At 68.9% G+C, this 17,629-nt stretch carries 24 protein-coding genes; 11 read left to right on the top strand and 13 right to left on the bottom strand.

The window, feature by feature from the left end; genetic code table 11:
• Positions 1-272: 272 nt before the first annotated feature.
• Both purE and ASD38_RS16465 read left to right on the top strand, forming a co-directional pair.
• On the top strand, positions 273-776 hold the full coding sequence (gene purE / locus ASD38_RS16470; protein WP_056461646.1) for a 5-(carboxyamino)imidazole ribonucleotide mutase: 504 nt from the start codon (positions 273-275) through the stop codon (positions 774-776).
• Positions 776-1,873, top strand: a complete 1,098-nt coding sequence (locus tag ASD38_RS16465) for a 5-(carboxyamino)imidazole ribonucleotide synthase (RefSeq protein ID WP_056461644.1) — start codon at positions 776-778, stop codon at positions 1,871-1,873. The genes purE and ASD38_RS16465 overlap by 1 nt, the downstream gene beginning before the upstream one ends.
• Here ASD38_RS16465 and ASD38_RS16460 read toward each other — a convergent pair.
• Positions 1,870-2,505: a hypothetical protein gene (locus ASD38_RS16460; protein WP_056439169.1), complete on the bottom strand. Its 636-nt coding sequence runs from the start codon at positions 2,503-2,505 to the stop codon at positions 1,870-1,872. The two genes, ASD38_RS16465 and ASD38_RS16460, sit on opposite strands and share 4 nt — an antisense overlap.
• A 224-nt stretch (positions 2,506-2,729) precedes the next feature.
• On the opposite strand from ASD38_RS16460, the gene ASD38_RS16455 reads away from it, so the two are divergent.
• Positions 2,730-3,116: a VOC family protein gene (locus ASD38_RS16455; RefSeq protein WP_200941408.1), complete on the top strand. Its 387-nt coding sequence runs from the start codon at positions 2,730-2,732 to the stop codon at positions 3,114-3,116.
• A 132-nt stretch (positions 3,117-3,248) separates the two neighbouring features.
• Here the strand turns inward: ASD38_RS16455 and ASD38_RS16450 are convergent, their stop codons facing one another.
• Positions 3,249-3,635: a RidA family protein gene (locus tag ASD38_RS16450; protein WP_056461641.1), complete on the bottom strand. Its 387-nt coding sequence runs from the start codon at positions 3,633-3,635 to the stop codon at positions 3,249-3,251.
• A gap of 93 nt (positions 3,636-3,728) precedes the next feature.
• On the opposite strand from ASD38_RS16450, the gene ASD38_RS16445 reads away from it, so the two are divergent.
• Complete coding sequence (locus tag ASD38_RS16445; protein WP_056461638.1) at positions 3,729-4,436, top strand: aspartate/glutamate racemase family protein; 708 nt, start codon at positions 3,729-3,731, stop codon at positions 4,434-4,436.
• Here the strand turns inward: ASD38_RS16445 and ASD38_RS16440 are convergent.
• On the bottom strand, positions 4,433-5,101 hold the full coding sequence (locus ASD38_RS16440; RefSeq protein ID WP_056439160.1) for a COQ9 family protein: 669 nt from the start codon (positions 5,099-5,101) through the stop codon (positions 4,433-4,435). The genes ASD38_RS16445 and ASD38_RS16440 overlap by 4 nt on opposite strands.
• 180 nt (positions 5,102-5,281) lie before the next feature.
• Between ASD38_RS16440 and rpsU the strand changes: the two genes are divergently transcribed.
• On the top strand, positions 5,282-5,521 hold the full coding sequence (gene rpsU / locus ASD38_RS16435) for a 30S ribosomal protein S21 (protein ID WP_155856916.1): 240 nt from the start codon (positions 5,282-5,284) through the stop codon (positions 5,519-5,521).
• Between the two features lie 217 nt (positions 5,522-5,738).
• On the opposite strand, the gene ASD38_RS16430 is transcribed toward rpsU, so the two are convergent.
• Together ASD38_RS16430 and ASD38_RS16425 are read right to left on the bottom strand one after the other, a co-directional pair.
• Entirely contained in the window at positions 5,739-6,683 is a 945-nt protein-coding gene (locus ASD38_RS16430; RefSeq protein WP_056461633.1) for an alpha/beta fold hydrolase, read from the bottom strand.
• A gap of 68 nt (positions 6,684-6,751) precedes the next feature.
• Positions 6,752-7,540 carry a M23 family metallopeptidase gene (locus tag ASD38_RS16425; RefSeq protein ID WP_056439152.1) on the bottom strand — a complete coding sequence of 263 codons (789 nt, stop codon included), beginning with the start codon at positions 7,538-7,540 and terminating at the stop codon, positions 6,752-6,754.
• A 328-nt stretch (positions 7,541-7,868) separates the two neighbouring features.
• Between ASD38_RS16425 and ASD38_RS16420 the strand changes: the two genes are divergently transcribed.
• The 4 genes from ASD38_RS16420 (at position 7,869) to ASD38_RS16405 (ending at position 9,310) form a co-directional block, all read left to right on the top strand.
• Positions 7,869-8,219, top strand: coding sequence for a UrcA family protein (locus ASD38_RS16420; protein ID WP_056439149.1), 351 nt, complete (start codon positions 7,869-7,871; stop codon positions 8,217-8,219).
• Between the two features lie 48 nt (positions 8,220-8,267).
• Positions 8,268-8,618 carry a UrcA family protein gene (locus ASD38_RS16415; protein WP_056439146.1) on the top strand — a complete coding sequence of 117 codons (351 nt, stop codon included), beginning with the start codon at positions 8,268-8,270 and terminating at the stop codon, positions 8,616-8,618.
• A gap of 147 nt (positions 8,619-8,765) precedes the next feature.
• Positions 8,766-9,032: a DUF4160 domain-containing protein gene (locus ASD38_RS16410; RefSeq protein WP_056439143.1), complete on the top strand. Its 267-nt coding sequence runs from the start codon at positions 8,766-8,768 to the stop codon at positions 9,030-9,032.
• Positions 9,029-9,310 (top strand): DUF2442 domain-containing protein, encoded by a 282-nt coding sequence (locus tag ASD38_RS16405; RefSeq protein WP_056439140.1) that lies wholly within the window; start codon positions 9,029-9,031, stop codon positions 9,308-9,310. The genes ASD38_RS16410 and ASD38_RS16405 overlap by 4 nt, the downstream gene beginning before the upstream one ends.
• Positions 9,311-9,401: 91 nt before the next feature.
• Here ASD38_RS16405 and ASD38_RS16400 read toward each other — a convergent pair whose 3' ends face one another.
• From ASD38_RS16400 to ASD38_RS16365, 8 genes are all read right to left on the bottom strand, one after another.
• A complete protein-coding gene (locus ASD38_RS16400) occupies positions 9,402-10,820 on the bottom strand; it encodes an NAD(P)(+) transhydrogenase (Re/Si-specific) subunit beta (RefSeq protein WP_056461630.1) in 1,419 nt (472 codons plus the stop codon).
• 1 nt (position 10,821) lies between these two features.
• The gene (locus ASD38_RS16395) at positions 10,822-11,712 is read right to left on the bottom strand and encodes a hypothetical protein (protein WP_056461626.1); all 891 of its coding nucleotides are present in this window, start codon (positions 11,710-11,712) and stop codon (positions 10,822-10,824) included.
• A gap of 27 nt (positions 11,713-11,739) precedes the next feature.
• Complete coding sequence (locus tag ASD38_RS16390) at positions 11,740-12,075, bottom strand: NAD(P) transhydrogenase subunit alpha (protein WP_056439131.1); 336 nt, start codon at positions 12,073-12,075, stop codon at positions 11,740-11,742.
• Positions 12,076-12,207: 132 nt separating this feature from the next.
• Positions 12,208-13,350 (bottom strand): Re/Si-specific NAD(P)(+) transhydrogenase subunit alpha, encoded by a 1,143-nt coding sequence (locus tag ASD38_RS16385; RefSeq protein ID WP_162252143.1) that lies wholly within the window; start codon positions 13,348-13,350, stop codon positions 12,208-12,210.
• Positions 13,351-13,470: 120 nt separating this feature from the next.
• A complete protein-coding gene (locus ASD38_RS16380) occupies positions 13,471-13,701 on the bottom strand; it encodes an aa3-type cytochrome c oxidase subunit IV (RefSeq protein ID WP_056439128.1) in 231 nt (76 codons plus the stop codon).
• A gap of 60 nt (positions 13,702-13,761) precedes the next feature.
• Positions 13,762-14,781 carry a glycosyltransferase family 9 protein gene (locus ASD38_RS16375; RefSeq protein ID WP_056461623.1) on the bottom strand — a complete coding sequence of 340 codons (1,020 nt, stop codon included), beginning with the start codon at positions 14,779-14,781 and terminating at the stop codon, positions 13,762-13,764.
• Between the two features lie 215 nt (positions 14,782-14,996).
• Positions 14,997-15,920: an alpha/beta fold hydrolase gene (locus tag ASD38_RS16370; protein ID WP_056461620.1), complete on the bottom strand. Its 924-nt coding sequence runs from the start codon at positions 15,918-15,920 to the stop codon at positions 14,997-14,999.
• Between the two features lie 3 nt (positions 15,921-15,923).
• Complete coding sequence (locus ASD38_RS16365) at positions 15,924-16,397, bottom strand: PaaI family thioesterase (protein ID WP_056439119.1); 474 nt, start codon at positions 16,395-16,397, stop codon at positions 15,924-15,926.
• Between the two features lie 143 nt (positions 16,398-16,540).
• Here ASD38_RS16365 and ASD38_RS16360 point away from each other — a divergent pair, with 143 nt between their 5' ends.
• Together ASD38_RS16360 and ASD38_RS16355 are read left to right on the top strand one after the other, a co-directional pair.
• Complete coding sequence (locus ASD38_RS16360; RefSeq protein WP_056461617.1) at positions 16,541-17,053, top strand: RNA polymerase sigma factor; 513 nt, start codon at positions 16,541-16,543, stop codon at positions 17,051-17,053.
• Positions 17,043-17,627, top strand: coding sequence for a hypothetical protein (locus ASD38_RS16355; protein WP_056461614.1), 585 nt, complete (start codon positions 17,043-17,045; stop codon positions 17,625-17,627). The genes ASD38_RS16360 and ASD38_RS16355 overlap by 11 nt, the downstream gene beginning before the upstream one ends.
• Positions 17,628-17,629: the final 2 nt, after the last annotated feature.

The raw sequence follows: 17,629 nt of genomic DNA, 5'->3' as shown, positions 1-17,629 counted from the left end.
CGCCACTCGGAGAATCACTTGTGGTGAAGCTTCAGTATTTCTGCGTTCTTTCATTAACCATGACAATGGCGACGACCATGTGTCGCAGCGTCGCGGCGGCGGACTATCTGTCGGGATCGGCTGTGGTTTTCGCCGGGACCTTTGGGTGAGAACGGGCTTTGGAGCCTGGGCGCCAGCGGCTATAAGGCCCGCGATTCACGGCCGTCAGGTCACGGAGCGCCCTAAGAACCCTAGGGTCGCTCCACCGCCGCTTTCTGGGGAAATCGTCGCCGATGCCCACCGCCACGCCACCCGTCGCCCCCAAAGTGGTCATTGTCATGGGCAGCCGCTCGGACTGGCCGACCATGAAGAAGGCGGCCGACGCGCTCGACGCCCTGGGCGTGGCCTACGAGGCCAAGGTGGTTTCCGCCCATCGCACGCCCCAGCGCCTGGTCGAGTTTTCGACGGGGGCCCAGGCCGCCGGCCACAAGGTGATCATCGCCGGAGCCGGCGGCGCGGCGCACCTGCCGGGCATGGTCGCCTCGATGACCATCCTGCCGGTGCTGGGCGTGCCGGTGCAGTCCAAGGCCCTGAACGGTCTGGATTCCCTGCTGTCCATCGTCCAGATGCCGGGCGGGATCCCCGTGGCCACCCTGGCGATCGGCGAGGCGGGCGCCCGGAACGCCGGTCTGCTGGCCGCCCAGATCCTGGCGCTCTCGGACGCCGGCCTGGCTCAGCGCCTGGCGGCCTTCCGGGCGCAGCAGACCGACAGCGTCGTCGAGAGCGTTGAAGACTGATGGCCTCCGCTCCGCCCGTCTTTCCTTTGCCCCCCGGCTCCACGATCGGCATCCTCGGCGGGGGACAGCTGGGCCGCATGCTGGCCCTGGCCGCCGCCCGCCTGGGCTTCGACGTGGTGATCCTCGACCCGGAGGAGAACAGCCCCGCCGGCCGCGTGGCCTCGCGCCAGATCGTCGCCCCCTATGACGACCGCTGGGCGCTCCGCCGCCTGGCCGAGGTCTGTCACGTCGTCACCTACGAGTTCGAGAACGTGCCGGCCGCCACGGTCGCCGAGCTGACCGCCCAGGGCGTGCTGGTCGCGCCCGGCGCCAAGGCCCTGGCCGCCGCCCAGGACCGGGTCGTCGAAAAGAGCTTCCTGGCCGAGATCGGCGTGCCGACCGTGGCCTTCGCCGCCGTCGACGATGCCCAGGGCCTGGCCGCCGCCGTCGCCAAGATCGGCGCCCCATCGCTGCTGAAGACCCGCCGTGAAGGCTATGACGGCAAGGGCCAGGCCTGGATCCAGCGGCCGGCCGACGCCGCCGCCGCCTTCGCCAAGATCGCCGGCCAGCCCGCCATCCTCGAGGCCCCCGCCGACTTCGTGCGCGAGCTGTCGGTGATCGCCGCCCGCGGCCGCGACGGCGAGATCGCCTGCTACCCGCTGTCGGACAACCACCACGAGGGCGGCGTCCTGCGCCGCACCAGCGCGCCGGCCGTCGTCGGCGCCGCCACCCGCGACCAGGCCGAGGCCATCGTCGCCAAGATCCTGACCGCTCTGGGTTATGTCGGGGTGATCGGGGTGGAGCTGTTCGAGCTGGCCGGCGGCAAGCTGCTGGTCAACGAGTTCGCGCCCCGGGTGCATAACACCGGCCACTGGACCCAGGACGGCTGCGAGGTCGACCAGTTCGAGCAGCACATCCGCGCCGTCGCCGGCTGGCCCCTGGGCCCCACCGCCCCGCGCGCCCATGTCGAGATGACCAACCTGCTGGGCCCCGAGGTCGAGGCCTGGGCCAAGCTGGCCGCCGAGCCCGAGACCCGCGTCCACCTCTACGGCAAGGGCGAAGCTCGGCCGGGGCGGAAGATGGGGCACGTCAACCGGCTGCGGGGACTGAAGGACTAGGCGCGGCGAGGCCTTCCGGAGGGCCGGAGCTTGGTCAGTTGTCGGGCTCGACGCCAGATCGCCCGGATCGCGGCGACGGCGAGAGCGACGCCCGCGAGCGCCATCGCAACCCTCGACCCCTTGTCGCTGTTGTCGATTTTCCGGTCGACGATGAGCTCGCCGTCCATGCGCAAATTGTAGATTCGGCTGCCAAAGACCTCCATCTCGACATGCTGGGGCTCCGGCCAGCGGGGCAGCGCTCGCCATTTGGCCAAAGCCGGGCAGTCGTAGCGCCGATGCCCGCTCGTTCCGCATGTGAACCGAAAGCTTCGTCCATCCGGCATGATGACCAGACCGGACGCCGATCTGACCTCTATCGGCTTGCCCGACACCAGGCTGGTCCGCTCGATCGAGGGTTGGAAGGCCAGGGCGACGAGGATCACGGAGAGCGGCAGGGCCGCGCTCCAGGAGGCGAGTTCCGCGCGCACCCGGCTTGAGCGCGCCGCATGGCTTCGCAGGGGCTGATCGCCGTAACGGCGATGGAGAAGGATCGCGATCATCGCCAAGGCGACCGTGAGCAGGCCAAACACTGCCAGGACCGCGAACTCCGTCCACAGCCCAAGGACCGCGGCGCCTCCGCCGAGCATCGCCATGCCCGCGGCGGCCTCGATCCAACGCCTGCTATCGTGGATGGTGCGCGAAATTGACTTTTCACCCCGGCAGCCGCCTGGTCCGGAAATCGAATGGCCAAGGGCGGGAACTCAGCCTTTCAAGGTCAAGCTATCGGGTGTGGCCTCATGGAGGAAGCGCGGGCTCTTGCCACCGTCACCTCGCCGGAGCAGCCTCCCCGCACCCGAAATGGGCGGAGACAATCGGCATGGCGGTTCCCGACGGCGCGGAGGCGATGCGTCCTTTCCTTCCGGCCAAGGACTTCGCGGTCAGCAAGGCGTTCTACCAGGCCCTGGGTTTCAAGACGCTGCTCGACGGCGAGGTGGCGATCTTCGGCCTGGGCGCCAGCGCCTTCATCCTGCAGCGCTATTACGAGAAGACCTGGGCCGAGAACTTCATGATGCAGCTGATGGTCGACGACCTGGACGCCTGGTGGGCGCACATCCAGGCGCTGGACCTGCCGGGCCGGTTCGGCGTCCAGCCGGCCAAGCCTCCGGCGATGCAGCCGTGGGGCCTGCGCGTGGCCTATGTCTACGATCCGTGCGGCGTGCTCTGGCATGTTTGCCAGCGGCGACCGGGCGCGCCGCAGGACTAGGCCTGTCGACATTCAAGCATCGTGCTTGGTCGTCGTCCTTCGACAAGCTCAGGATGAGGACCATTGTGCAGGCCGTGACAGTAGAAAACCTCATCCTGAGCCCGTCGAAGGACGAGGTTTTCGCTCCAGCCCTCACGCCATGGCGATGATCTCAAGCTCGATCAGCCAGTCGTCGGCCAGGGTCTGGACGATAATCGCCGTGGTCGGGATGCGCCGGTCGCCCAGGGCCGCCACCCGGGCCGCGCCGTTGGCCTCGACATAGGCCGGATCGCGCAGGTAGCTGGTCAGGCGCACGATGTTGTCGACGGTCATGCCGGCGCTGGCCAGGATGGTCCGCAGGTTGGACCAGACCAGCTCCAGCTGCCGCTCCAGGCTGGTCCCGGCCACGCCCTGGGCGTCCAGCCCCATCGTCCCGGCGACGAACAGCATGCGGGCCGGATCACGCACTTCCAGGGCATGCACATAGTCGTCGGTGGCGGCGTAGATCCCGTCGGTGGGATTGTGGATCACGGTCTCCATGGCGGCGTCTCCCGGGCGTTTGTCTTTCGAGGCTTCGTATCTAAGCTTAGCGGAAAGAGCGCCGTCGGTGTGACGCCCTTCCCGGAGTCCTGCATGGCCGAGCAAGCACTGATAGGCCTGATCGGCGGCATGAGCTGGGAAAGCTCGGCCCAGTACTATCGGCTAATCAACGAAGGGGTCCGCGACCGGGTCGGCGGCGTGGCCTCGGCCCGAACCCTGATGTGGTCGTTCGATTTCGCCCGGATCGAGGCCCTGCAGCACGCCGGCGACTGGGACGCCCTGGCCGGAGAGCTGGTCACCGCCGCCAAGGCGCTGCAGAAGGGCGGGGCCGACTTTCTGGTCCTGTGCACCAACACCATGCACCGCTGCGCCTGGGCCATCGACGCGGCGGTGAAGATCCCCCTGTTGCACATCGCCGACCCGACGGCGGCGGCGATCCAGGCGGCGGGTCTCACCCGGGTCGGCCTGCTGGGCACGGCCTTCACCATGGAGCAGGAATTCTATCGCGGCCGGCTGGAGGCGAAATTCGGCCTGGAGGTGCTGATCCCGGAGGCGCGGGACCGCGCGGCGGTGCATGGGATCATCTATCGTGAGCTGGTGACCGGCCAGGTGCTGGACGCCTCGCGCGAGGTCTATCGCGACGTGATCGCGCGGCTGGTCGCGCGTGGAGCGCAGGGGATCATCCTGGGCTGCACCGAGATCATGCTGCTGATCGGAGAGAAGGACAGCCCCGTGCCGGTGTTCGACACCACGACGCTGCACGCGATGGCTGCGGTGGACCGGGCTTTGGGGAACCCCTAGGACCGCCCGTACCGCATCCGCGCCAGCGCCGCGGCCACCTCCGCCGCCAGGTTCATCGGCTTGATCCCGGCCTTCCACTTCTCGAAGGCCATGACGTTGTCGATGCGGCCGTCCAGGTGCTTGAGCGCCGACTCGCGGCCCGAGGCCATGTCAACGGCCAGGGTCGAGACCAGGATCCCCGACAGGATCGCCCGCTTGGAATAGTGATTCTCATCGGTCGCCGTATCGCCGGCCCAGCGCCACAGGACGTCGGCGCTTTCCCAGATCAGGGTCAGGGCCAGCGGCATGTTGGTCGGGAAGGCCAGGAAGGCCGCCAGCTTGCGCAGGGCCTCGGCGTCGCGTTGGGCGGCGTCCAGGCGGGCGACCACACCGGCTCGGATCTTGTCGCGAATCTTGATCGGGGGCGGATCCAGGGCCTTCAGAGACGCCAGGGCGGCCTTGTCGTGGCGGCGCGACAGCAGGGCGGCCAGGTCGCGCGGGCCTTGCGGCAACAGCAGTTGCGCCTCGCCGGCGTTGAGCCCCGCGGCCACCGCGGCGGCGCGGGCCATCCCGGGGTTCCATCCCAGGCGCGGGGCCAGGCGCAGGGCCTCGTCCAGCACCCGTTGCTCGGTCGTGTCGGCCCAATCGCCCGGGTCTCGAGAGGCATCGGCGGTTTTGTCGCTCATGAATCCGAGTCTACACGGGAGTTTAGGCCGCGTCGCCATGGACAGAGGCCCCCGCCTCTGCTATCAGCCGCCCCTCGTCGCCCGGGAGATCCCTTTCCGGGCTTATCAGGTTTTGTTCGCCCGCCCGGCCCCTGAGAGGGACTCGGGAAGATGGTCGGGCCGTCGAATGGAGAGAGACCCCTGGTCCAGATTTTCGTCCGCGACAACAACGTCGATCAGGCCCTCAAGGCCCTGAAGAAGAAGATGCAACGCGAAGGCTCGTTCCGCGAAATGAAGCGGCACGTGCACTATGAAAAGCCGTCGGAAAAGCGCGCCCGTCAAAAGGCCGAAGCTGTCCGCCGCGCCCGCAAGCTGGCCCGCAAGCGCGCTCAGCGCGAAGGCCTGCTGCCGATGCCGAAGAAGCCGGTCGGCGCGCGTTAAGCGACGCTTTCCGAGATTTCGGAAACACCAAGCCCGCGTGGAGCGATCCACGCGGGCTTTGTTTTGTCTGGATGGGTGGTGGCTCACCCGCTTGCCCCCACCTGACGGCTTCGCCGTCTGTCCGCCCCCATAGGGGGCGGGAGGACGAAAGCGCGGACTCCTCTTCCCCCTCTGGGGGAAGAGGGCCGAAGGCCCGTAGGGGGCAAGTGTTAGCCGCCTAAACGCCCGCCACGAACTCCACCGCCCTGACGATATGCCCGGCGAACGTCTCCCCCAGCAGTCGCGTGTGGGACGCGGCCTCGACGTGGTCGACATAGCCGCGCCTGGAGCGCTCGGCCGGCGCGGCCTGCATCGCCTTGCGCTTTTCGCGCCCCTTGACCGGTCCCGCCGTGACCACCGCCACCGGCCAGTTCGGGTCATAGGCGGGCACGGCGACGGCCTGCTCCGCCGACTGGGACCACGCGGCCACCTCGGCGGCGGCGGTGCGGTTGTGGGGACCGTTGGCGAAGGCCCAGCGCTTCTCGGCCTTGGCGGCCGGCGGCAGACCGATCTTGTCGCCCAGGCTGGTATAGACCAGCGGCTTGTAGAGCCCGATCGAAGCCCCGCGCGCCGCCCAGCGCGACGCCGTGGTGAAGACCCGGATGAAAGGCTTGAACGCTTCGGTTTCCGAGGCGTCCGCCGTCGCGGCGTCGACCAGGACCAGACCCGCCACCTTGTCCGGATTGCGTCCGGCGTACTGGCGCAGGCGCAGGCCGGCCATCGAGTGGCCGACCAGGATGAACGGTCCCGGCTCGCCCGAGGCGGCGACCAGCTTCTCGAAGTCGGCGACGATGGCCAGGCCGTCGCGCGGCGCCGGGCCGGGCGGCGAGAAGCCCATGCCCGCCCGGTCATAGGCGCAGGACCGCCAGCCGGCGGCGCTCAGGGCCTCCTGGGTGGCGCCCCAGTCGGCGGCGAAGCCGAAGGCTCCCGCCTCCAGCCAGACCACCGGACGGTCGCCGCGCGGCCCCTCGCAGACCAGGCGGAGGCTTCGCCCTTCGCCGATGTCGACCATCGTCCCGCGCGGCACGGGATGACCCGCCGCCGACATCAGGCCGCCCACGGCGATGAATGAGACGATGAGAAGAGCGAATCCGGCAAGGGCGCGTCCGACGTGTCTTAGCATGCGGCCACTCTAGCCGAGCGTCAGTGTCCGTCGAGTGACAGAACACCTCCTAGATCCGCGGCGTTTTTCTAACCGTCGACGACGTTGATCCGCACGCGGACGCGGCCGCCCTTGACGCGGGTGACCCCGCCCTCGCCGTTCGCCGCCATCTTGCCCGGGGCTTTCACGCCCTCGGGCCAGCGCGAGACCTGGGCCAGGCGCACCTTGCGGCCCACCCTGGCGGCGGCCTTCAGCGGCAGGTCATCCTTCTCGGCGAAGGTCTTGCCCATGAACAGCGCCGGGTTCAGCGGCTTGCCGGCCTTGTTGCGCAGTTCGAAGTGCAGGTGCGAGCCGGTCGAGCGGCCGCTGCTGCCCACATAGGCCACGGTGGTCCCGCGCTTGACGAAGGTCCCGCGCTTGAGGCCCGCGTCGCGGCCCAGGTGGGCGTAGAAGGTGTGGAAGCCGTCCTTGTGGCCCACCTCGACAAACCGGCCGTAGGTCGACGACACGCCGCTGCGCATGATGACGCCGTCGGTGGCGACATGGACGGGCGCGCCGGCCGGGGCGGCGATGTCGACGCCCTCGTGCAGGCGGCCGTTCTCTTCCCACGGCATCTGGCGTAGGCCGAACGGCGAATTGACGACATGGCCCGGCAGCGGGGCGTCGAACACGAAGGCGGGGGGCGGCGGGGGCGGCGGCTCGGGCGCCGTGACGGGCGTGACCACCGGGGCCGGCGCGGGCGGCTGCAAGCCGGCGTTCATCGCGCCGACGGCCGAAACGGCGTTGATCATGCCCCAGATCACGATCGCGCCGCCGACGGCGGCGAACGCGGCGCGCGAATAGGGAGACGAGGTTGCGGCCAGGACTCGTGACGCCAAGAGTGATCCTCACAGACGATCGGTCGCCCCAAAGAGACCGCGCCAAAGCGCGTTCCCATCCCACGGGCGACCTTTCGGGATGATGAAGGCGGGCTCTATGCCGCGCCCATGAGGCGAAAAGGCGGCGCAGCTTAACCATTGATCAAGCATGACCATAGTCAGGCGACAGATGACCGGTTGCCACATTACAGGAATTTTAGAACATTACTTTCAGTACACTTCTTTAATTACACGTCATGAATGAGACGTAACGAGTATTCACGAGAAGTCGCGAGTATACCTTTGGACATGGAGCGCAGGGACGCGCCCAGACAGAGGGACAACTCAAATGCGCAAGTTCATGACCAGCCTGACCGCCGTGGCCACCTTCACCCTGGCCGCCGTGCCGGCCCTGGGCCTGCTGCAAAACGCCCACGCCGCCGAGCCCACCGCCCGCATCCTGGTCGGCGACCTGAACCTGAGCGACCCGGCCCAGGCGGCCGTCCTCAGGACCCGCGTCGACACCCAAGGCCAGGCGCTGTGCCGCCAGGTCATCGGCCGCGAGATCCGCTCGAACATCCGCGAGGCCGACTGCCTGGCCCAGATCCGCCTGGACGTCCGCCGTCAGCTGACCGCCGCCCAGCGCGCCGACCTGCGCCGCTCGGCCGCCCCGTCGTCGCTGCAAGTGGCCAGCCGCTAACCCCATCAACCACCGGCGCGAGAGCGCCCTCCAGAAAGGAAGACTTCGATGCGTAAGTTCATGACCCGTCTGACCGCCGCGGCCACCGTCGCCCTGGCCGCCGTGCCCGCCCTGGGCCTGCTGCAGAACGCCCACGCCGCCGAGCCGACCGCCACCATCTCCCTGGTCGGCCTGAACCTCTCCAACCCCGCCCAGGCCGCCGAATTCGCCGCCCGCGTCGAAGCCGCCGGCGAACAGGTCTGCAGCGCCAAGGCCCGCACCAATCCAGGCACGGACTTCACCATGGCCGGCTGCAAGGTCGCCGTCCGCGAACAGGCGGCCCGGCAACTGTCCAAGTCGCAACGCCAAGGCCTGCGCGTCGCCATCCGCTCCACCCCGCTGGCCATCGCCACCCGCTGAGCCGCCGCATGACCCTGACAAGCAAAAGGCCCCGGACGGGAACGTCCGGGGCCTCTTCTTTTGGGCGACGCTCCAACTTGCATCGCGCGAACAAATGAAGAACATTGTTTCGGGCCGCGCGGCCGCGCCAGAGAGGTCGCACGGACCATGCCGATTATTTCCATCTTCTTCGGGATCGTGATCCGGATTAATTTTCGGGATCACAATCCACCTCATCTTCACGCGGAGCATCAGGGCCGGGAAGCGCTGTTCGACATCCGCACGGGCCGGGTGATCGCCGGCGGCCTGCCGCGCGCCACGGCGCGTCTCGTCAGCGATTGGATCGCCCTGAACCAGGCCGCGTTGGCGGAAAACTGGGATCGGGCTTATGCTGATCAGCCAACTTTCAGGATCCCAGGATTGGATCAGGAATGACCATCAAGCTCGTCAAGGCGGTCAAGGTGAAGGCCCTCTCAGGCCATCGCCTGGACGTCACTTTCTCCGACGGCAGCAGCGGCGTCATCGACCTCAGCGATGTCTTGCGATCTCAGGGCGAAATGGCTCGCCCCCTAGCGGACGAGGCGTTCTTCGCGCGGGTGTTCCTGGAGATGGGCACGCCGACCTGGCCAAACGGCTACGATGCCGATCCGACCAATATGCGCTTGAAACTGGAAGCGGCGGGCGAATTGCGAGCCGACGGCGCGGTCGCCTAGCCGGCGCGCGGCGCGCGGCGCGCGGCGCGGAAAAAGCAAGGCCCCGGACGGGAACGTCCGGGGCCTCTTCTTTTGGCGAAGGATCGAGGCCCTAGAGCCCCTTCACGATCCCCTCGACCATCTTCTTGGCGTCGCCGAACAGCATCATGGTGTTGTCGCGGAAGAACAGTTCGTTCTCGACGCCGGCATAGCCGCTGGACATGCCGCGCTTGAGGAACAGCACGGTGCGGGCCTTTTCGACGTCCAGGATCGGCATGCCGAAGATCGGGCTCTGCGGATCGGTCTTGGCGGCCGGGTTGGTGACGTCGTTGGCGCCGATCACGAAGGCCACGTCGGCGGTCGAGAACTCGCTGTTGATGTCCTCCAGCTCGAACACCTCGTCATAGGGGACGTTGGCTTCGGCCAGCAGCACGTTCATGTGGCCCGGCATGCGGCCGGCGACAGGGTGGATGGCGTACTTCACCTCCACGCCCTCTTCCTTCAACTTGTCGGCCATTTCGCGCAGGATGTGCTGGGCCTGGGAGACGGCCATGCCGTAGCCGGGGACGATGATCACCTTGCTGGCGTTCTTCATGATGAAGGCCGCGTCATCGGCCGAGCCCTGCTTGACGGGACGCGCCTCGACCTTGCCGCCTGGGCCGGCCGCCGCGGCGTCGGCGCCGAAGCCGCCCAGGATCACCGAGATGAAGCTGCGGTTCATGCCCTTGCACATGATGTAGGACAGGATCGCGCCCGACGAACCGACCAGGGCGCCGGTGATGATCAGGGTGGTGTTTTCCAGGGTGAAGCCCAGGGCCGCCGCGGCCCAGCCCGAATAGCTGTTCAGCATCGACACGACGACGGGCATGTCGGCGCCGCCGATCGGGATGATCAGGGTGACGCCGATCAGCAGGCTCAGGGCGAAAATCGCCCAGAACGCCCAGATCGCCGAGCCGCCGGAGATCACCAGCACCACCACCATGGCGACGATGGCCAGGGCGATGACGATGTTCAGCAGGTGGCGGGCCGGCAGCAGGATCGGCGCGCCGCCCATGTTGCCGTTCAGCTTGGCGAAGGCGATGACCGAACCGGTGAAGGTGACCGCGCCGATGGCCAGGCCCAGCGACAGCTCGATCAGGCTGTTGAGGTGCACGTGGCCGTCGGGGCCGACGATGCCGTAGGCCGCCGGGGTGTAGATCGCCGCCACCGCCACCAGACAAGCGGCCATGCCGACCAGGCTGTGGAAGGCCGCCACCAGTTGCGGCATCGAGGTCATGGCCACCTTGCGGGCGATCACCGCCCCGACCGTGCCGCCGACCGCGATCCCGCCCAGGATCAGGCCGATGGTCACGGGGTCCAGCGCGCCCTGTTTCCAGAGCGTGGCCAGGGTGGTCAGCACGGCGATGCCCATGCCGATCATGCCGTTGCGGTTGCCCGATTGGCTGGTCACCGGGCTGGACAGCCCGCGCAGCGCCAGGATGAAGAGCACCCCCGAGACGATGTAGAGGATGGCGGCGAGATTGGCGTTCATGTCAGGTCTTGGCCCCCAAGAGCGGCGACGAGGAAAGCGTCGGCGCGGCGTTGACGCCGAACCGTGGCGGATGGCCCGAAGGCAGGCCGGAGAGGTCGTAGCGCGGCGGCTCGTAGTGGTTGGCCGCCGTGTAAGGCGCGGCGAAGCGAGGCTGGCCGTCGGCGCCGGTCAGTTCGTCCTCGCGCACGAAGAAGGCGTTGGCGCCGGAGAGATTGCAGCCGACCAGGGCGTAGCCCTTGGCGCGGCCCAGGGCCTCCAGGCTGGTCAGGCTGGCGCTGTGATAGTTGCCGCCGTCCCAGACCCGGTCGGCCTTGTACGCGGCGACGAAGGCGACGGGCGGCGGATAGGCGGCGTTGTATTCGATGATCACGACGCGCGGCCGCACGGCGGTGATCGCCTCCCAGATCCAGTAGTCGTTGCCGTCGATGTCGATCGACAGCAGGTCGATGGACGCGGGTTTGGCGGCGGTCCCGCCGGCCCAGGGGCCCAGCAGGCCGTCGATGTTCTCGGACGTGACGAAGGCCTTCTGCACCGTCAGCCGGCCCTGCTCCACGGCCACGGCCTGATGCCCCTTGGCGGCCTCGACATACTTGTCCGAGCCGTCCAGCCACAGGCCGCTCCAGCCGGCCATCAGCAGCAGGGCGGTGTTGCACTCCACCCCGGCCTGGACGCCGAACTCGATGAACCGCCGGTCGCCCTCGCCGATGCGGTTGAAGATCTCCAGGACGATGCCGTCCTCGTCGTTCTGGCTGTAGGTCTTGCGGCCATGGGCGATCAGCCGCCCGGGCTCTCGGGCCCGGGGCGATCCGCGCAGCTCGTCCCACCACCGCTCCAGCGCGATGCGCCGCAGGGCGTCGGTCCGATTGGCCATGCGCTTGATGGCGCTGAACATGCCCGAAGGCCCCCGCTGCCTTCGCGCCTATTTCTTCTCTTTCTTCTTGTACATGGCCAGCATGCGCTGGGTGACCAGGAAGCCGCCGAAGATGTTGACCGCGGCGAAGGCGGCGGCGACGCCGCCGGCCCCCTTGGAGATCCAGGTCGAGGCGGCGACCGTGCCGCCGTCCAGGTCGGCGTTGGCGCCGTGCGCGGCGGCCGCCAGCAGGGCGCCGACGATGATCACCGACGAGATGGCGTTGGTCACGGCCATCAGCGGGGTGTGCAGGGCGGGCGTCACGCTCCAGACGACGTAGTAGCCCACGAAGATGGCGAGCACGAAGATCGCCAGGCGGAACACGGTGGGGTCGACGGCTTCCATCTTAGTCCCTCTTTGAGGCGGTGCGACCGCCCTCGTCCTTCGACAAGCTCAGGATGAGGGCGGAATGATCCCGCCCTCTCCTTGAACACCTCATCCTGAGCTTGTCGAAGGACGAGGTGTTCACGCAGTGAGTTAGCCGGCCAGCAGCGACGGGTGCACCACCGCGCCGCCCTGGGTGACCAGGGCCGCCTTGAGGATCTCGTCCTCGAAGTCGGGGGCGAAGGCGCCTTCCTTGTTTAGGAACAGGCTCGACAGGGCGAACAGGTTGCGGGCGTACAGCGCCGAGGCGTCGGTGGCGATGCGGCCGGGCAGGTTCGGGATGCCCAGGATCTTGACGCCGTTGGCGGTGACCGCCGCCTCGCCCAGCTTTGCGCCCTCGACGTTGCCGCCGGCCTCGATGGCCAGGTCGACCAGCACCGAGCCGGGCTTCATCGACGCCACCTGGGCGGCCGAGACCAGCTTGGGGGCCGGGCGGCCGGGGATCAGGGCCGTGGTGATGACGATGTCCTGCTTGGCGATGTGCGAGGAGACCAGTTCGGCCTGTTTGGCCTGGTATTCCTTCGACATTTCCTTGGCGTAGCCGCCGGCGGTCTGGGCGTTCTTGAACTCGTCGTCCTCGACGGCCAGGAACTTGGCGCCCAGCGACTCGACCTGCTCCTTGGTGGCGGGACGCACGTCGGTGGCGGTGACCACCGCGCCCAGACGGCGGGCGGTGGCGATGGCCTGCAGGCCGGCCACGCCCACGCCCATCACGAAGACCTTGGCCGCGGCGATCGTGCCGGCGGCGGTCATCATCATCGGCAGGGCCTTGCCATAGGCCTCGGCCGCCTCGATCACGGCGCGGTAGCCGGCCAGGTTGGCCTGGGAGGACAGCATGTCCATCACCTGGGCCCGGGTGATGCGCGGGATGAACTCCATGGCCAGGGCGCTGGCGCCGGCCTTGGCCAGGGCGTTCAGCGTGTCCTTGTCCTGGTGCGGATTGAGCGCGGCCGCGACGATCGCGCCCGTCTTCAGGGCGGCGATCTCGGCGGCTTCGGGGGCGCGGACCTTGAACAGGACGTCGGCGTCCTTCAGGGCCTCTTTCGCCGTCTTGGCCAGCTTGGCCCCGGCCGCCTCGTAGTCGGCGTCCGGATACGAGGCCGCGATCCCCGCCCCGGCCTGCACGACAACCGAGAAGCCGGCCGCGGCCAGTTTCTTGACGGTCTCGGGCGTGGCCGCGACCCGGGTCTCCCCACCGCGGGTCTCTTTCGTGACGGCGATAACGGCCATCGGCATACCCCTCCCAAGGACGCTGCTTGCTCCGACGAGCTTGCGCGTCTCTCTAGGGGATGTTCTTGCCCGATGTCGAGCCTTACGCTCGCGTCAGGGGCAAAAAAATACCGATGTCCACCGGTGTCAGTGGGCGGAGGCGGGCTTTTCGCGCAGGAACACAACGCCCACGATCGCGAGCACGATTCCCGGGATCACGCCGCCGATGAAGCCGGCCGCGGTGCAGAACCACAGGGTGATGGTCAGCAACAGGACGGCGACGGCCAACGAGCCCCACTTGGTCATCTTGCCAAAGGCTTCGAAGGTCGCGGACTGTTCGTGGATGTCCATTTCACCGCGTTGATAGTCGCCGGCCATGTGTGTGTCCTAGGTGGAATTGAAAAACGCCCCGCCGCTTACAACGTGCGGGGCGCGGGCTCAAGCCGTCGGGATGTCGCGGGCGCCCCAGGCCTCTTCGGTGAAACGGGTTCGAACAGCCAAGACGGCCTCGTCGACCGAAATATCGGCGATTCGCCCTTCCCCGCCGTCGAGACGCGAGAGCCAGCGCGAATAGGCCGGCACGGGGCTGGTGCCCATCAGGCCGACGGCCGGGCGGCCGACCGAGGCGGCGACGTTCAGCGGCCCCGAGTCGTTACCCAGGAACCCCGCCGACAGGGCGATCAGGGCGGCGGCCTGGTCCAGCGGCAGGTCGCAAGCCAGGATGTCGCGCCCGGCTAGGGGTTGCGCGTCGATCGCGGGCTTGACGCGGGGAGCGTCGCCGGGGCCGCCCAGCCAGAACACCGTCGGGAACAGATCGGCCAGAGCCGTCGATACGGCGGCGAAGCGCTCGGCGGGCCAGGTGCGGGCCGGCTCGCTGGCCCCGACGCCCAGCACCAGCCAGGGACCGGGCCGGTCACCGAACCGCGCCTTGACCGCGGCGACGGCCTTGGGGTCCAGCAGCAGACCGGGCTCGCGGCTGTCGACCTTCAGGCCGTGCAAGGCCTCGAAGGCCGCCAGCTTGTCCAGTCGATGGTCCGGCCGCATGGCCTTGGGCAGGAACGGCCCCTGCAGCCATTGCTCCTGGCTCTTGTGACCCAGGCCGAACCCGCGCCGCTCGGGCACCCCGGCCAGCCAGGCGGCCTGGGCGGGACGGCCGATCTTCTCCAGGATCCACACGGACCGGGGTTTCACCTCGCGGCAGATCCGCCAGAAGTCGAGAACCTCCCGCACGCCCTTCAGCGATCCGGAGAAGTGGCGGGCGAAGACGACGCGGCTGATCGACGGCTCGACGGCCAGCACCTCGGCGGCCCGGCTCGACGGCCGCGCGACCAGCACCACCTGCCCCTCGGGCGTCCGAGCGGCGATGGCCCGGAAGGTCGGCAGGTGCCACATCAGGTCGCCGATCCCCCGATCGGGGGCATAGACGAGGACGGGGCCGGCTTTCTGGGCGGTGCTCATGAAACGGACTTAGCGGGCGGTCGGGAGGATGTCATCTGGCCCTCCCCTTTCAGCCGTCATTCCGGGCCTTGTGCCCGGAACCCCTCTAGCCGCCGCGCGTGCGGAGGTGTGGCGCGCCAGCGCGCCAAGGCGCTTCACCGTCGGCTGAGCCAGGGGTTCCGGGCACAAGGCCCGGAATGACGGTGCTATTTATTGGAGGCGTCGAGGACGCCCCTCTAAGCCCACCCCGCCAGAAGCCCGCGCAGCCCCGCCACGAAGGCCAGCGGCTGGTCGACCATCACGTGGTGGTCGGCGTCGGGGATGGCGACGCGCAGGACAGTGTCGGGCATCTCGCCGAACATGTAGTCCAGCGTCTCCTCGCGCATCAGGGCCGAGCGTTCGCCCCACATCACCGCCGCCGGGCAGGCGATGCGCGGCAGCAGCAGGCCCAGATCCGGCATCGAGAACCGCTGCCAGATGGCCGGGTCGAACTTCCAGGTCCAGCCGCCCTCGACCTGCTTCAGCGAGCCGCGGGCGATGTGGTCGGCGATGTAGAGGTTCTCGCAGCCCTGCGGCGGCGCGAGCCGGAAGCGGGCCAGCGCCTCCTCCAGCGTCGGATAGACCCGGTTGGCGGCGTCGGGGCGCGGAGGCGGGCCGCGCCAGCGCTTCTCCGGCGGCTGGATGCTGCTGTCGACCATGACGATCCCGCGCAGCCGATCGGCATGCTCGACGCCGCAATAGAGGGTCGGGAAGCCGCCGAACGAGTGGCCGACCAGGATCGGCTTGGTCCCGCCCGCCTCCAGCCCGGCCGCCTCGACCGCCGCGAAGATCTCGGCCGCGAAGGACTGGGCCGAATAGGCCGGCCGCCAGTCCGAGCCGCCCATGCCCGACCACGAGATCGCGGCGCATCGCCGGTCCGCCGCGAAGAACGGGGCGATGAAGCTCCACCAGTCGGCGTGGGCGCCGTTGCCGTGCAGGAACAGCAGGCCCGGCTTGCCGACCTCGCCCCAGGTCAGCAGCTCGATCTGAGCCCCCTCGACCGGGATGCGCGAGCGTTCGGGCTCGACGGCGACGGCGGCCTCGAACCAGGCCGGAGCCGGCGGCTTCGCGCCGTTGAACGGACCCAGCGGCGAGGTGGGCGCGGGACGGTCGTCGGCCATGGCTTAAGCTTTTTCCGTAAAGGCGATTTCGCCGGGTCTTGGCGCCCGAGGCGACAGGGCCTTGAAGATCCCCGTGCCGGTCATCAGCGTCCGCTCGCCGGCCCAGATGCGGCCGCGCACGGTGAACACCAGGTCCTGCTCGGAGATCAGCTCGCCCCGGCCTTCCACGAAGTCGCCCAGCTGGGCGCCCGACAGGAAGTCGCAGTTCAGCCGCACCGTGACCCAGCTGTAGGACTTCTGCAGCGAGATGATCCGGCCCCAGGCCATGTCGGCGAAGCTCATCAGCATGCCGCCGTGGCAGTTGCCCAGGCCGTTGGTGTGGTGCTCCTCGACCCGGAAGCCCAGGGTCGCCTCGCCCGGTCCAGCCCGCTGTTCGTACAGCGGCCCGATCTGCCGGCCGAAGCCGCGCGACCAGTTCAATTGGCTGTAGCCCTCGGGAATGGCGGCGGCCTGGGCGTCTGTGAGATCGTCGGACATGGGCGAAGTCTAACAAGCGTTTGAAGCGTGGCAAGCATTACGCGCGCGAAGTTTCATCGCGCCCCGCGAGCGTCCTTGTAAGGACGGCGCGTCCGCCGGCGTCTAACCTTCTGAAAACGGGCCTTTTGAACACGGGACGGGCCATGGGCGCCGGACGGCAGGAGGACGAGGCTTTCGCGGCGTGGCTGACGCCGCACCTGGGCGCCCTGCGCCGGGTGGCCCGCGCCTTCGCCGAGTCCGCCGACCAGCACGACCTGATGCAGGAGCTGACCGTGGCGCTGTGGAAGGCCCGACCGCGCTTTCGAGGCGAGAGCGCCGACGCCACCTTCGTCCACCGCGTGGCTCACAACGCCGCCCTGACCTGGCGGCGCGGCGAGACCCGGCGGCGGCGGCGCCAGGACGGGGTGGCGGCCGAGCTGGCCCTGCGGCCGGCCCCTCCGGACGCGCCCGAGGCGGGCCTGCTGGAGCGGCTCTACGCGGCGATCCGCACCCTGTCGCCGGTGGACCGGTCGCTGATCCTGCTGTCGCTGGACGGCTTGGCCTACGAGGCGATCGCCGGCCTGCACGGCCTGACTCAAACCAATGTCGGCGCGCGGCTGACCCGCATCCGCGCCCGGCTGACGATCCTGGTGAAGGAGGACGGCGATGGAGTTTGACCGTCTCGAACAGGCCTGGCGCTCGGAGGCCAACACCCCCGGAGCGGAACTTCGGACCCTTTTGAAGGAGCAACTGATGGAAACGCTGAAGACCCGTCGTCGCACGGAGCTGCTGCTGGCCGGCATCCCGACCGCGGCCCTGACCCTGTTCACCGTCGTCGCCCTGGCGGCCGTGTTGCGGTCGCAGACCGGCGCGGGCTGGCCCGGGATCGCCATGCTCGGCGTGTGCTGGGTGGTGGCCGGCGGGGTGACGCTGCGCTGCTTCCGCCGCCGCCGCGACACCGGCGCGCCCCTGCGCGACACCGTGGCGGCGCTGCTGGCCGCCAACCGCGCCGCCCGCAAGAATTTCCAGCTGTTCTGGATCATGCTGCCGGTGTTCATGTTTCCGCTGGCCATGGCCATCCAGAAGCTGATCGAGGACGGCCGAATGAACACCGCGGCCGGCTGGCAGGCCGGTCTGGTCTGCGGCGTGGCGCTGGCGGCGAGCCTGGGCTGGAACACCTTGCGCTATTTCCTGGTGATGAAGCCCGAGCAGCGGCGGCTGGAGCGGTTGCTGGCGGAGTATGGAGAGTAGGC

The organism is Caulobacter sp. Root487D2Y (genome assembly GCF_001427165.1).
Lineage (GTDB): Bacteria > Pseudomonadota > Alphaproteobacteria > Caulobacterales > Caulobacteraceae > Caulobacter.
This window is presented reverse-complemented; position numbering and strand designations above follow the sequence as displayed.

Bases quoted from the DNA above. Each gene is read 5' to 3' on its own strand.
- ASD38_RS16465 (WP_056461644.1), top strand. From the start codon at position 776: ATGGCCTCCGCTCCGCCCGTCTTTCCTTTGCCCCCCGGCTCCACGATC.
- ASD38_RS16420 (WP_056439149.1), top strand. From the start codon at position 7,869: ATGCGCAAGTTCATGACCAGCCTGACCGCCGTGGCCACCTTCACCCTG.
- ASD38_RS16455 (WP_200941408.1), top strand. From the start codon at position 2,730: ATGGCGGTTCCCGACGGCGCGGAGGCGATGCGTCCTTTCCTTCCGGCC.
- ASD38_RS16360 (WP_056461617.1), top strand. From the start codon at position 16,541: ATGGGCGCCGGACGGCAGGAGGACGAGGCTTTCGCGGCGTGGCTGACG.
- ASD38_RS16395 (WP_056461626.1), bottom strand. From the start codon at position 11,712: ATGTTCAGCGCCATCAAGCGCATGGCCAATCGGACCGACGCCCTGCGG.
- ASD38_RS16440 (WP_056439160.1), bottom strand. From the start codon at position 5,101: ATGAGCGACAAAACCGCCGATGCCTCTCGAGACCCGGGCGATTGGGCC.
- ASD38_RS16355 (WP_056461614.1), top strand. From the start codon at position 17,043: ATGGAGTTTGACCGTCTCGAACAGGCCTGGCGCTCGGAGGCCAACACC.
- ASD38_RS16380 (WP_056439128.1), bottom strand. From the start codon at position 13,701: ATGGCCGGCGACTATCAACGCGGTGAAATGGACATCCACGAACAGTCC.
- ASD38_RS16450 (WP_056461641.1), bottom strand. From the start codon at position 3,635: ATGGAGACCGTGATCCACAATCCCACCGACGGGATCTACGCCGCCACC.
- ASD38_RS16445 (WP_056461638.1), top strand. From the start codon at position 3,729: ATGGCCGAGCAAGCACTGATAGGCCTGATCGGCGGCATGAGCTGGGAA.
- ASD38_RS16405 (WP_056439140.1), top strand. From the start codon at position 9,029: ATGACCATCAAGCTCGTCAAGGCGGTCAAGGTGAAGGCCCTCTCAGGC.
- ASD38_RS16375 (WP_056461623.1), bottom strand. From the start codon at position 14,781: ATGAGCACCGCCCAGAAAGCCGGCCCCGTCCTCGTCTATGCCCCCGAT.
- ASD38_RS16430 (WP_056461633.1), bottom strand. From the start codon at position 6,683: ATGCTAAGACACGTCGGACGCGCCCTTGCCGGATTCGCTCTTCTCATC.
- ASD38_RS16460 (WP_056439169.1), bottom strand. From the start codon at position 2,505: ATGGCGATGCTCGGCGGAGGCGCCGCGGTCCTTGGGCTGTGGACGGAG.
- ASD38_RS16415 (WP_056439146.1), top strand. From the start codon at position 8,268: ATGCGTAAGTTCATGACCCGTCTGACCGCCGCGGCCACCGTCGCCCTG.
- ASD38_RS16385 (WP_162252143.1), bottom strand. From the start codon at position 13,350: ATGCCGATGGCCGTTATCGCCGTCACGAAAGAGACCCGCGGTGGGGAG.
- ASD38_RS16400 (WP_056461630.1), bottom strand. From the start codon at position 10,820: ATGAACGCCAATCTCGCCGCCATCCTCTACATCGTCTCGGGGGTGCTC.
- ASD38_RS16370 (WP_056461620.1), bottom strand. From the start codon at position 15,920: ATGGCCGACGACCGTCCCGCGCCCACCTCGCCGCTGGGTCCGTTCAAC.
- purE (WP_056461646.1), top strand. From the start codon at position 273: ATGCCCACCGCCACGCCACCCGTCGCCCCCAAAGTGGTCATTGTCATG.
- ASD38_RS16390 (WP_056439131.1), bottom strand. From the start codon at position 12,075: ATGGAAGCCGTCGACCCCACCGTGTTCCGCCTGGCGATCTTCGTGCTC.
- ASD38_RS16365 (WP_056439119.1), bottom strand. From the start codon at position 16,397: ATGTCCGACGATCTCACAGACGCCCAGGCCGCCGCCATTCCCGAGGGC.
- ASD38_RS16410 (WP_056439143.1), top strand. From the start codon at position 8,766: ATGCCGATTATTTCCATCTTCTTCGGGATCGTGATCCGGATTAATTTT.